This window comes from Kluyvera cryocrescens NBRC 102467 (assembly GCF_001571285.1).
Taxonomy (GTDB): domain Bacteria; phylum Pseudomonadota; class Gammaproteobacteria; order Enterobacterales; family Enterobacteriaceae; genus Kluyvera; species Kluyvera cryocrescens.
Map to the genome: position 1 here is coordinate 1 of NZ_BCTM01000061.1, position 12,050 is coordinate 12,050.

Annotated in this window: 13 protein-coding genes and 3 pseudogenes; 3 read left to right on the plus strand and 13 right to left on the minus strand. The window is 55.6% G+C overall.

The window, feature by feature from the left end:
* Positions 1-33 precede the first annotated feature (33 nt).
* Positions 34-347: pseudogene (locus KCR01S_RS25250) on the minus strand (Tn3 family transposase); the annotation flags it as partial.
* A 26-nt stretch (positions 348-373) separates the two neighbouring features.
* Positions 374-1,126: an alpha/beta hydrolase family protein gene (locus KCR01S_RS23035; protein ID WP_004729622.1), complete on the minus strand. Its 753-nt coding sequence runs from the start codon at positions 1,124-1,126 to the stop codon at positions 374-376.
* Positions 1,127-1,366: 240 nt separating this feature from the next.
* On the opposite strand from KCR01S_RS23035, the pseudogene KCR01S_RS23040 reads away from it, so the two are divergent.
* Positions 1,367-1,714, plus strand: a pseudogene (locus KCR01S_RS23040) (EamA family transporter); the annotation flags it as partial.
* Between the two features lie 210 nt (positions 1,715-1,924).
* Here KCR01S_RS23040 and KCR01S_RS23045 read toward each other — a convergent pair.
* The 3 genes from KCR01S_RS23045 to KCR01S_RS23055 form a co-directional block, all read right to left on the minus strand.
* Positions 1,925-2,698: an SDR family NAD(P)-dependent oxidoreductase gene (locus KCR01S_RS23045; protein WP_004729618.1), complete on the minus strand. Its 774-nt coding sequence runs from the start codon at positions 2,696-2,698 to the stop codon at positions 1,925-1,927.
* Between the two features lie 65 nt (positions 2,699-2,763).
* Positions 2,764-3,465 carry a DsbA family oxidoreductase gene (locus KCR01S_RS23050; RefSeq protein ID WP_001194072.1) on the minus strand — a complete coding sequence of 234 codons (702 nt, stop codon included), beginning with the start codon at positions 3,463-3,465 and terminating at the stop codon, positions 2,764-2,766.
* Between the two features lie 65 nt (positions 3,466-3,530).
* On the minus strand, positions 3,531-4,637 hold the full coding sequence (locus tag KCR01S_RS23055) for an alkene reductase (protein ID WP_006687059.1): 1,107 nt from the start codon (positions 4,635-4,637) through the stop codon (positions 3,531-3,533).
* Positions 4,638-4,850: 213 nt separating this feature from the next.
* Here KCR01S_RS23055 and KCR01S_RS23060 point away from each other — a divergent pair, with 213 nt between their 5' ends.
* On the plus strand, positions 4,851-5,180 hold the full coding sequence (locus tag KCR01S_RS23060; protein ID WP_021242987.1) for a thioredoxin family protein: 330 nt from the start codon (positions 4,851-4,853) through the stop codon (positions 5,178-5,180).
* Positions 5,181-5,209: 29 nt separating this feature from the next.
* On the opposite strand, the gene KCR01S_RS23065 is transcribed toward KCR01S_RS23060, so the two are convergent.
* From KCR01S_RS23065 to KCR01S_RS23095, 8 genes and pseudogenes are all read right to left on the minus strand, one after another.
* Positions 5,210-5,548, minus strand: a complete 339-nt coding sequence (locus tag KCR01S_RS23065; protein WP_000888080.1) for a carboxymuconolactone decarboxylase family protein — start codon at positions 5,546-5,548, stop codon at positions 5,210-5,212.
* A 4-nt stretch (positions 5,549-5,552) separates the two neighbouring features.
* On the minus strand, positions 5,553-6,134 hold the full coding sequence (locus KCR01S_RS23070; RefSeq protein ID WP_000210409.1) for a TetR/AcrR family transcriptional regulator: 582 nt from the start codon (positions 6,132-6,134) through the stop codon (positions 5,553-5,555).
* 141 nt (positions 6,135-6,275) lie between these two features.
* Positions 6,276-6,833, minus strand: a complete 558-nt coding sequence (locus tag KCR01S_RS23075; RefSeq protein ID WP_000108589.1) for an OsmC family protein — start codon at positions 6,831-6,833, stop codon at positions 6,276-6,278.
* Positions 6,834-7,019: 186 nt separating this feature from the next.
* Positions 7,020-7,115 (minus strand): annotated as a pseudogene (locus KCR01S_RS24695) (helix-turn-helix domain-containing protein); the annotation flags it as partial.
* Between the two features lie 32 nt (positions 7,116-7,147).
* Entirely contained in the window at positions 7,148-7,705 is a 558-nt protein-coding gene (locus tag KCR01S_RS23080) for a recombinase family protein (RefSeq protein ID WP_017901435.1), read from the minus strand.
* Positions 7,706-7,727: 22 nt separating this feature from the next.
* Complete coding sequence (locus KCR01S_RS23085; protein ID WP_017901436.1) at positions 7,728-8,087, minus strand: cupin domain-containing protein; 360 nt, start codon at positions 8,085-8,087, stop codon at positions 7,728-7,730.
* 150 nt (positions 8,088-8,237) lie between these two features.
* Positions 8,238-8,627 (minus strand): HepT-like ribonuclease domain-containing protein, encoded by a 390-nt coding sequence (locus KCR01S_RS23090; RefSeq protein ID WP_017901438.1) that lies wholly within the window; start codon positions 8,625-8,627, stop codon positions 8,238-8,240.
* Complete coding sequence (locus KCR01S_RS23095) at positions 8,624-8,890, minus strand: nucleotidyltransferase family protein (RefSeq protein WP_017901439.1); 267 nt, start codon at positions 8,888-8,890, stop codon at positions 8,624-8,626. Before KCR01S_RS23095 ends, KCR01S_RS23090 begins: the two co-directional genes overlap by 4 nt.
* 180 nt (positions 8,891-9,070) lie before the next feature.
* Between KCR01S_RS23095 and KCR01S_RS23100 the strand changes: the two genes are divergently transcribed.
* Positions 9,071-12,037: a Tn3 family transposase gene (locus KCR01S_RS23100; protein ID WP_032673378.1), complete on the plus strand. Its 2,967-nt coding sequence runs from the start codon at positions 9,071-9,073 to the stop codon at positions 12,035-12,037.
* Positions 12,038-12,050 lie beyond the last annotated feature (13 nt).

Sequence of the window (12,050 nt, forward strand, 5' to 3'; positions counted from 1 at the left end):
AATTATCCCACGCTAAGACTATATTTTGTACAGCAGTGGAGAAGGATGAGAGACCAGCAGTTCATTAACAGGGACTCCTTTTTGCTTAAGCGGCTCAATGGTTCTTTCTATATAAACCGTATTCCAGAGTGTTATCGCCGCCGTATGTAGTGTCAGCGCCGGTGGCGTGGTAACGCTGATCCTCCCACCCCCAGATCCCTGATTTCATTCAGCCGGTGCATGAAGGATGCTCGCCCAAGGGCCTCACCCTTATTCAGCCCCGCCTGTATGCATCGGCCTAAGCCTTTATCGCAAAATCAGTCCAGCATAAACAGCGTCCGATCTCTGCAGAAAATCGCCCTCTGCGCTACGAGTTTGAACGCATTTACTCTGTTTATAGGTAACATTCGCTCCACGATATAATGATATCGGCAACGTATTCAGCATCCTGAGCATGAGTCAGAAGGTGATCCGCCTTACCCAACGAAATGAAACTCTTGGGATGCTTTGCTGCTTTGAATATTTTTTCGGCCTGCTCAATTAACACAGTATCATCTTCAGTCGCATGAAAAATAAGCAGAGGCTTGTTCATGGCGAACACCTTATGAGCGATTTTGTGTTCCTGAATATTGTCCAGCATCTGTTTCTTTAAGGTAAATACCCGCCCGGCCAGCTCAACGGGATAGGCTCCATGCTGGTTAATGTTTTCAACATCATCCTTAAAAAGACGTTTTACGTGTGTCAGTTCTCCGGGTGATCCTATGGTGACAACGGCCTTTGCCTCAGGAACTTCGCCGGCAATAGACAGAATGGCCGATCCCCCCAGGCTATGGCCGATGAGCAAAGAAGGCGCTTCGTACTGTCGGCGGAGATAATCTACCGCGCAAAGCAGGTCCGAAATATTGGATGAGAAGTTGGTGTTGGAAAAATCCCCTTCGCTGTTTCCCAGACCAGTAAAATCAAACCGGAGAACGGCGATAGCATTCTCTGTCAGTTTCCGCGCAATACGCGCCGCGCCTTTGAGGTCTTTGCCACACGTAAAACAATGAGCTAACAGCGCAAACGCTTTAGGATTTTCAGGAAGTTCAAGCAATCCGGCCAGTTCTTCACCAGCCGCATTTTTGAACGTAAATTTTAGTTTTTTCATAGGATATTCCAGGTCTTAAACTGATTTCATATGTTTGATCGCAGGGAAAAATAATCTTCTGCTCTGCATCTGGCATTACGCGTTTTCCTTCCTCTACTGGGGATGTGAAACAGAATTCATTCCGAATGCCTGTCCTCACCTTCCAGTTTGAAAGCTGATTATTGCTTCCTGTTCGGTGATCACTTACGCTATGCTACCAACTAGATGGTAGTTTACAAGAATTTTATGAGGTCTCACTGAATGGCCAATTGCGCGCTCATTCTTAAAATATCCCTGGCAATGCTGGCGTTTGCTGCAAACTCTATTCTGTGCCGTCTGGCCCTGCAGGGAGGCCACATTGATCCCCTTTCATTCAGCAGCCTCAGGCTGGCCAGTGGTGCACTCGTCCTGTCACCTTTCTTGTTTTATCACGCAAAAACTACATTATCGCTGTGGCGTCCGCTGAGCGAATTTTACCTCATGGTGTACGCAGTGCTCTTCTCTGTCGCCTATATCCATCTCGATACCGGGGCAGGTGCGCTGTTACTTTTTGGTGCCGTACAGTTTGCGATGGTGATCCACGGATTATTTAAAGGGGAATCACTCTCCGTTACCGGCTCCTCATCGTGTATAACTCCTTTCTCTCTGGCCGTTTTGTCCTGTCAGGATGTCGTCAGAACCCGGCATAACACCCTGTGCCGGGAACACAAAAGGCACGGATGAACAGGTCGTGAATATTCTTAGTGAAGCCTGCTGATGACATGTCTGGCGACAAAAAAATGCCGCCCTTAAGGGGCGGCTTATGCCAGCGTCACGGGGTTATCGTCTGACCGCCATGATGCCCGCATCGACATCCCAGATAGCGCCCGTCACCCATGAGGTTTTGTCAGACAACAGGAAGAGAATAGTGTTTGCCACATCTTCGGCAGTTCCGACGCGTCCCAGCGGGTGGAAATCGTTCAGCGACTTCATAGCATCTGCGATATCCGCTTTGTCCATGAAGCCTTCGTATATCGGCGTATGAACAATCCCGGGAGACACCGCGTTGACACGAATACCCGCGCTGGCCAGCTCAATCGCCAGATTACGCGTCAGGGCATGCAGACCCGCTTTTGCCATTGAATAGGCCGAGGCCGGCGAGTCACCCAGTGCAGCCTGAGCACCAATCGAACCGACGTTGACGATAGACCCTTCGAGCTTCGCGGCGAGCATGTTCTTCACGACATCCTGTGTAATAAAGAACGTGGCTCGGTTCAGCGAAAGATACATGTCATAATCGGCAAAGCTGTGCTCGGTAAATCCTTTGGGCATGAAGATACCGGCGGCATTCACCATCAGGCTGATATCGCGATGGTGAGCATTAATTTCCTGACGGATAGTTTCCATACCTTCTTCGGTCATCAGGTTCGCCGCGATGACCGCAACCGGTCCCAGAGGGCTCAGTTCTTTTTGCACCGCTTCGGCTTTGTCTTTTTTATTCCCGGTCAGCACGACACTGCCGCCCGCTTCCAGTACCATGCGTGCCACGGCCAGGCCCATGCCGCTGGTACCGCCGACGACGAGCAGTTTTTTACCTTTGAAAAAAGTGTTCATTTTCTGACTCCATTACTGGTGGGTAAGACGTTGCCGGCAGCGTGAAACTGCCGGCGGTTGACGGATTAAATACTGCAGCCATCCGTTCCGCAGGTCTGACCCGCAGTGGCTGAAAATTCGGTTTGCTGTTCATCCCAGACCTGACGCAGGGCATTCAAAAAGTTATCTGCTGCCTGAGCCCCGCTGATGGCATATTTTTCGTTCATCACAAAAACCGGAACGCCGCTGAGGCCAATAGACTGTGCGTGGGCTTCATCGTCGGAAACGGTGGCGCGAAAATCGTCATTTTCCAGGGCGGCTTCAGCGTCAGCTTTCGGCATACCGGCTTCTACGGCCATGGCAACGAGCTGCTGACGGTCAAAGAGAGAGCGACCTTCGGTGATACTGCCATGATAAAAACGTTCTTCCACCGCGTCCGCAATTCCGGCCTTACGCGCGGCAACCAGCAGGGTGTGTGCATCTTCTGTATCACCAAACATCATGCCGTCGAAGTTGTAGATCAGACCTTCAGATTTACCGGCGGTGCCCACCTGATTCATCATCAGCTCCGCTGAATGCTGACTGCCCAGCTTTTTAACGATGGCATCCTTAAAAGGCATCGCGGGAGTACCACCGGCCAGACGGTAGCTGTGATGGCGGATCACCACCTGGTCGCGAAATTCAAAGCGATTCAGACCCTGTTCAAATCTTTTTTTAGCAATCCAGCACCACGGGCAGACCAAATCTGACCAGATATCGATGGTAAGGGTGGGTTTCAGCGTTTGCATAATGATTCCTCAAAGACGTTGGGCGGTCGGATCTCACTTATCAGAGAACCGCGACCGTATGGGATTTATTGCGCCTGCCAGACCGGGTAATCGGTATAGCCTTTTTCCGGGGAACCACTGACGCCGTAGTAGGTGGCGCGGTCACTTTCTGCCAGTGGCCAGCCGTTTTGCATTCTTTCAACCAGATCCGGGTTAGCGATGTAGGGCACACCAAATGCCACCAGATCCAGCTCATCATCTTCCAGAGCCTGCTCTGCGATATCACGGGTAAAACCGCCGGCAGCGATGATGGTGCCTTTAAACGTGTTGCGAAAACGGCGGCGGAAGCCTTCCGGAAGTGGCGCTTTGGTGTACACCGGCTGATAGTAAAGGTGTACGTAGGCCAGTTCCCGCTGACCGAGCGCGTCGGTGATGGCTGACCAGGTTTGCTCTTCACCTTCATACGGCGCGAGGTCATAAATGCGGCCGAACGGTGACAGGCGCACGGCAACGTGGCTGTTACCCACGGCTTCCGCCACGGCGTCAATGGTCTCCAGCAGGAAACGCTGACGATTTTCCACCGAGCCGCCGTATTCGTCGGTGCGGGTGTTCAGTTCGCTACTGAGGAACTGGTCAAAGATGAATCCGTTTGCCGCCATGATTTCCACGCCGTCAAAGCCGGCTTCCATCGCCAGGCGTGCGGAGTGCACGAAGTCTGCAGTGATGCGTTTAACTTCATGCGTTTCCAGCGCGCGTGGCTGGCTTGGTACAACCGGGCCCGGTTCTCCGGATTCGGTCAGCGCAAAAACGGTGGTATTGACCGCCTGAACGGTGCCCGCTGAAACCGGCGCTATGTGGCCTGGCTGAAGAGAGACGTGAGACATACGGCCGACGTGCCAGAGCTGCGCGAAAATACGGCCACCTTTGGCGTGAACCGCTTGTGTCACCTTACGCCAGCCCTGGACGTGTTCGTCGTTGTAGATACCAGGGGTATAAAGGTAACCCCGGCCTTCTTCTGAAACCGGCATCCCTTCGGTGATGAGCAGGCCAGCAGAAGCACGCTGTGCATAGTACAAAGCCACGACCTCATCCGGCACGTCATTCATGGTGCGGGTGCGGGTCATCGGTGCCATGACTACACGGTTTTTTAACGCCAGGCCAGACAGATTGTAGGGGGTGAAAAGCTTACTCATCGTATACCTCACAAAAAACAAAAAGGAGTATCCCGGCAGGGATTTGCACAGCCCGGCAGTATCATCGACTGGACGTCGCGCACTGGAGTTGCATAAACATCTGATGGGTGGCAATATACCAACCATCTAGTAGGTAGGTCAATGGCTGTGTTGTATTTTTTTGTCATAACGCAGCCATTTCTGAATTGTCACTCATTTTGCGAGGTCATCACCATGCGTACATTAACAGCTTATAACGAAGATAATTTCCGCCAGATAGAGCAGTACAACGGAATATCGGTGGTACGTTTCTCTGCACCCTGGTGTCCGCCCTGTCAGGCCAGCGAAGAAATGTTCAGTCAGTTTGCAGACCGGCTCGATAGAGATATTCAGGTGGGGAAAGTCAATGTAGATCAGGCGCCGGTGCTGACAACCAAATACGAGATCTGGGGGCTGCCGTCTGTGCTGATATTTCATGAAGGGCAATTAGTTAAACGCATACCGGGTGTGAAACCTGCATCGGTATATGCTCAGGCTATTGCGGACATAAAAAAAGGGCAGTAATGCCCTTTTAACGTGGAATTTATTAATGCTTAACCGCGTGCCTGACCGACGGCATCCAGAGTGCGGGCTGAATAAATGACCGCCGCGCCAGCGTTGAGGTTAATCGCCACGCCCAGCGCTTCAGCAATTTCAGCGTCGGTTGCACCGGCTTTCACAGCGGCGTCGGCGTGAAAAGCAATACAGCCGTCGCAGCGGGTTGTGACTGCGCACGCCAGGGCAATGAGTTCACGCACTTTTGCGCCCAAAAGGTCAGTTTTGTTACCTGCGTTGCCCAGGGCAACCACGCCTTTCATGGTCTCGGGGGTCAGTTTGCCCAACTCGCCTAAACGTTGCATTAACTCTGAGCGATAGTTGTTCCAGTCCAGCATAGTGTCATTCTCCTGAATGAGGGGTATTAAGAAGCAGTTTTATATACTTAAGGCTGTTGGCGAAGACTTCGGGTCTGGCCGTTGCATGCGCCACTACGCTTGAGCCTTCACAGACATTAATGATCATCAAAGCAATATCTGATGGTTCGGCATGGGATGAAAACTCACCTGACTCCATGCCCGCCCTGACGACTTTTGTGAGCCACTCGATTTGCATATCGAAATAAAGTGATGTCTGTACAGTAATTGCCTGAGGCAGATTGGCGGTCTCTGCTGACAACGCACAACACAGTGGCAGTAGCGAAGCTTTATGGCTTTGCGCGAAGATATCGATGTAAGCCGCAATTCTTCTCTCCGCGCTTTTCTCAGTCGCCTCTATCTGCTCAAATACGCGTTGTGTATCAGAGAACGCCTGTATTACCACCTGCTCACCCAGAATATCTTTGGTCGGGAAATGGTGATGAATACTGGCCTTGGTGATACCCACTATTTTTGATAAATCAGCATAGCTGAATGCTGAATACCCTTTTTCGCGCATCAGGTGTTCTGCTTCGCTGAGCAGCCGTTCCCGTGTCATGGTTGTCATAATTACTCCATATAATCTACTAGTTGATAGATTATATTGTTGCTATTTTTCCGTAGCAAGTTGTATCACTGACTCAGTATCGTGCAGAGCTGAACGTCACTGCCATCCTGCATTCTGAATGGCAGCATTACATCTCTGACATCACGCCAGGCGTGTAATCATTTCAACCGGATTAGCCAGAGTATCGTGGATTGGCGAATTCTTTTGCATTTCGCTGACCAGCGCTTCTAACTCCTCGCGACTGGCGGTCTTGCTCGTAAGGTGAACATCGACGCGAATAGATTTCGCACCTTTACGCACGTTGCTGTCCAGCCCAAGGAAGCCGTTGAGGTTGATATCGAAATTAAGATCCAGCTCGATACCGTCCAGGTCGATCCCTTTTTCAGCAGCCATCATGGTAAGGGTGGCGGTATAACAGCCAGCCAGCGCCTGCATGATGTATTCAGTCGGGCTCATGCCGGTATCGGTGCCGAGTAAACCTGCGGGTTCATCACCGATATTAGAAAATTTCCCCACACGGCTGGTATCGATAACGCCGTTCTGGATTGTGGCGCCGGTCTCTGTGCGAACGGTTAATCCGCCGCTGGAACGGGCTTTCATCTGGAAAGTCAGGTTACCCAGGCCAGGCTGGCTGCGAACTGCTTCACGGGTATTGTGGATCGCAGCTGCGTCTGCAGAAGGTTTAACGGTAGTAGACATAATGGCTCCTGTAATTTCTTGATAAAAGGTATAGCTGGTGTAATCAGCACCAACCATCTAGTTGGTAGATTAATATCGCGAACCTCTTTTGTCTACTCTTTTATAAAAAATAGGGGGAAAAGAACCCAGCAGGCTGTTTTATTTCATAATAACCATTTGATTTTTTTTTATAATCTTCCCAGCCGCTCACTCTTGCAGCAATCCAGCCTTTACCCGAAGGATAGTCTGGCGGGTGGTATTAAATTCCCGGGCAATAGCACTGATACTGATGCCAGCATTTAGGGGTCGCTTCAGAAAACGGAAAAAATCGTACGCTAAGCGTGCGTCGATGCTGGAACCCAGCGATACAGCGTAGGAACGGACACGCCGAGGTTCTTGGCAACGTCCTTGGGTGGCACACCGCTGGCCAGCAGCTTCTTGGCTGACTCGATCTTGCTCCCGGTCATCTTGGGCTTGCGACCGCCCTTGCGGCCAAGCTGACGAGCGACATCCAATCCGGCGCGGGTACGCTCGACGATCAGCTCTCGTTCCATTTCGGCGAGGCTGGCCATGACGTGGAAGAAGAACCGGCCAGAGGGCGTTCCGGTGTCGATGGCGTCAGTCAGGCTCTTGAACTGGGCGCCCTGCTTGTGCAGTTCGCCGACCAGATCGACCAATTGTTTGACGCTGCGCCCCAGGCGATCCAGCTTCCAAACCACCAGGGTGTCACCCTCGCGCAGCATTTCGAGCGTCTTGGCCAAGCCTGGACGGTCGGCCCGCGTGCCGCTCACCTTGTCCTCAAAGACCTTCTGGCATCCAGCCTTGGTCAAGGCTTCGCGTTGCAGTTCAAGATTCTGATCCTGCGTCGAGACGCGCGCATAGCCGATCAACATGGCTTGTCTCGCGCCCGGTCAATCATTTTTCAGCCAAGGCAAAGCCAGCATTGCCTGGAGCCACGACGGAAACGAAAATGAAGGATTCCTTCGAGTCGGTGTTCATGGCTCCGTGAACCTGCCCAGGTTTCGCTACGGCAATTTCTCCGGCCTGGAGCTTGGTAACCACACCGCTTCCTTGGTAGTAACCGGCAGAACCAGAAAGAACAGTCCAAGTGTCTTGACCGTGGGGATGAACGTGAGCGGCAATTTCTTGCCCTGGACGAACATGCCAAACAACGATTGTGGACTCTTCAGTTTCAAGCACCACCGATCGAATAGGCTCGCCATCAGATGGGCGGGCAAACTCCGAAATCGCAAATATTCTTGCTGCAATAGACATAGTGACAACCTCCATTTCATACGTATACGGAAACTCTTTTACACGCCAGAGCCAAGGGCCTACGCGGAGAAGATGTCGGCGATACAAGCGATAACGAGGCCCTGCTTCTCGCGTTGCTCCAGCCGCTCGCTGATGGCTTTCATGATTCCGTCATGGTTCCATCCCATAGTCGTTGCAGTCTTCGTCGTCAGCATCCTGACGCACGGCGGGCAGTTGCTTGAGCAACTCAGGTAGTGCTGCCTGCACGGTGTCCCACACCACATCGAGGTTGATGTCGAAGTAGCCGTGGGCGATGCGGTTGCGCATGCCGCGCATATTGCGCCACGGCACTTGCCCGTGCGCCTGGGCGAACTCGGCATAGCGATCCATCACCTTCGTGACGGCCTCGCCGATGATGATGAGGCTCATGATGACGGCCTGCTGGGTGCGCTTGTCCTCAAGAAAGTCCTCCTTGGCCAAGCCCTCCACGAAGCCGCAGGCATCGGCTGCGGCCTGCTGGATGTGGTCGAGGTAGTCGGGTAGTCGATGGTTCTCGCTCATACCGGCTGCGCCTCCGCGAGCACCTTGGCCCGGAATTTCGGCGGCAGGTCGCCGGGGGTCAGCAGATCGACGTGGAGGCCGAGCAGCGATTCCAACTCGTCTTGCAGGCCGCCCAGATCAAACAGTGTTGCACCAGGCAGCGCATCGACCAGCAGATCGATGTCGCTGCCATCGCGGTCGGTGCCATGCAGCACCGAACCGAAAACGCGTGGGTTCGCGGTGCGGAAACGGCCTACCACTTCACGCACTGCGTTTCGCTTCATGTCAAGCACAACAGACGGTCGCATGGGCATCCTTTCTTATCGAAACTCGTTGAGAGTGTATGGAATCAAGAATAGAATTTCAAGAACTATTTTTGAGAATCGCAATGCCTTGATTTCCCGTGCCGCGCCGGCTGCCTTGGCGGGCTTGTCACAAACCAACGTTTTCAAGAAGGAAACCGCATGCCCCGCCGTTCGATCCTCTCCGCCGCCGAGCGCGACAGTCTGTTGGCGTTGCCAGATACCCAAGACGAACTCATCCGGCACTACACGTTCAGCGAGCCCGACCTGTCACTGATCCGCCAGCGGCGTGGCGACGCCAACCGCCTGGGTGTCGCGGTGCAGTTGTGCTTACTGCGCTTCCCCGGTCAGGGCCTACTGCCCGATGCCGTCGTGCCGGTTCCTCTGCTGCAATGGATCGGACGGCAACTGCGACTCGACGCGACGTGTTGGCCGCAGTATGCCGAGCGGGAGGAAACCCGGCGCGAACACCTGCTCGAACTGCGGACGTACCTGGGCATGGAGCCGTTCGGCCTGGCGCACTATCGGCAGGCTGTCCATGCCACGACCGACTTGGCCTTGCAGACCGACAAGGGCATCGTGTTGGCCAGCAGCGTCCTCGACGCTCTGCGACACCAACACATCATCTTGCCGACGCTGGATGTTGTCGAGCGCGTCTGTGCCGAAGCGATCACCCGCGCCAACCGGCGCATCTACGACTCCTTGGCCGAACCGCTGTCGGACGCACATCGCCGCCGCCTCGACGATCTGCTCAAACGCCGCGACAACGGCAAGACCACTTGGCTGGCCTGGCTGCGCCAGTCCCCGGCCAAGCCGAACTCGCGGCACATGCTCGAACACATCGAACGCCTCAAAGCCTGGCAGGCGCTCGACCTGCCTTCCGGCATCGATCGGCTTATTCACCAGAACCGGCTGCTCAAGATCGCCCGCGAGGGTGGCCAGATGACGCCCGCCGACCTGGCCAAGTTCGAGCCTCAGCGGCGCTACGCCACGCTCGTGGCGCTGGCAATCGAGGGCATGGCCACCGTCACCGACGAAATCATCGACCTGCACGACCGCATCCTGGGCAAGCTGTTCAATGCCGCCAAGAACAAGCATCAGCAGCAATTCCAGGCGTCCGGCAAGGCGATCAATGCCAAGGTGCGGCTGTTCGGCCGCATCGGGCAGGCGCTGATCGAGGCCAAGCAGAATGGCGGCGATCCGTTCGCCGCCATTGAGGCTGTCATGTCCTGGGACGCTTTCGCCGAGAGCGTCACCGAGGCGCAGACGCTCGCGCAGCCCGATGACTTCGATTTCCTGCACCGCATCGGCGAGAGCTACGCCACGCTGCGCCGCTACGCGCCGGAATTTCTCGACGTGCTCAAGCTGCGGGCCGCGCCTGCCGCCAAGGACGTGCTCGATGCCATCGAGGTGCTGCGCGGCATGAACAGCGACAACGCCCGCAAGGTGCCCGCCGATGCACCGACCAACTTCATCAAGCCGCGCTGGCAGAAGTTGGTGATGACCGACGCCGGTATCGACCGGCGTTACTACGAGCTGTGCGCACTGTCGGAACTCAAGAACTCGCTGCGCTCGGGCGACATCTGGGTGCAGGGTTCGCGGCAGTTCAAGGACTTCGAGGACTACCTGGTGCCGCCCGCGAAGTTCGCCAGCCTCAAGCAGACCAGCGAATTGCCGCTGGCCGTGACCACCGACTGTGACCAGTACCTGCACGAGCGGCTGACGCTGCTGGAAACGCAGCTCGCCACCGCAAACCGCATGGCGCAGGCCAACGAGCTGCCAGACGCCATCATCACGGAATCCGGCCTGAAGATCACGCCGCTCGATGCGGCGGTGCCCGACACCGCGCAAGCGCTGATCGACCAGACGGCGATGATCCTGCCGCACGTCAAGATCACCGAACTGCTGCTGGAGGTGGATGAGTGGACGGGCTTTACCCGGCACTTCGCGCACCTGAAATCGGGCGACCTGGCCAAGGACAAGAACCTGCTGCTGACCACGATCCTGGCCGACGCGATCAACCTGGGCCTGACCAAGATGGCCGAGTCGTGCCCCGGCACGACCTATGCCAAGCTGGCCTGGCTGCAAGCCTGGCACATCCGCGACGAAACCTACGGGACGGCGCTGGCCGAGCTGGTCAACGCACAATTCCGGCATCCCTTCGCCGAGCACTGGGGCGACGGCACCACGTCATCGTCGGATGGCCAGAACTTCCGTACCGGCAGCAAGGCCGAGAGCACGGGCCACATCAACCCGAAATACGGCAGCAGCCCTGGGCGGACGTTCTACACCCACATCTCCGACCAGTACGCGCCGTTCCACACCAAGGTCGTGAACGTCGGCGTGCGCGACTCGACCTACGTGCTCGACGGCCTGCTGTACCACGAATCCGATCTGCGCATCGAGGAGCACTACACCGATACGGCAGGCTTCACCGATCACGTCTTTGGTCTGATGCACCTGCTGGGCTTCCGCTTCGCGCCGCGCATCCGCGACTTGGGCGACACCAAGCTCTACATCCCGAAGGGCGACGCCACCTATGACGGGCTGAAACCGATGATCGGCGGCACGCTCAATATCAAGCACGTCCGCGCCCATTGGGACGAAATCCTACGGCTGGCCACCTCGATCAAGCAGGGCACGGTGACGGCTTCGCTGATGCTCCGGAAACTCGGCAGCTACCCACGCCAGAACGGCCTGGCCGTGGCCCTGCGCGAGCTGGGGCGCATCGAGCGCACGCTGTTCATCCTGGACTGGCTGCAAAGCGTCGAGCTGCGCCGCCGCGTGCATGCCGGGCTGAACAAGGGCGAAGCCCGCAACGCGCTGGCCCGCGCCGTGTTCTTCAACCGCCTGGGTGAAATCCGCGACCGCAGTTTCGAGCAGCAACGCTACCGGGCCAGCGGCCTCAACTTGGTGACAGCGGCCATCGTGCTGTGGAACACGGTCTATCTGGAGCGAGCGGCGAACGCGCTGCGTGGCAACGGGCATACCGTCGATGGCACCCTGTTGCAGTACCTGTCTCCGCTAGGTTGGGAGCACATCAACCTGACCGGCGATTACCTGTGGCGCAGCAGCGCCAAGATCGGCGCGGGCAAGTTCAGGCCGCTACGACCGCTGCAACCGGCTTAGCGTACGATTTTTT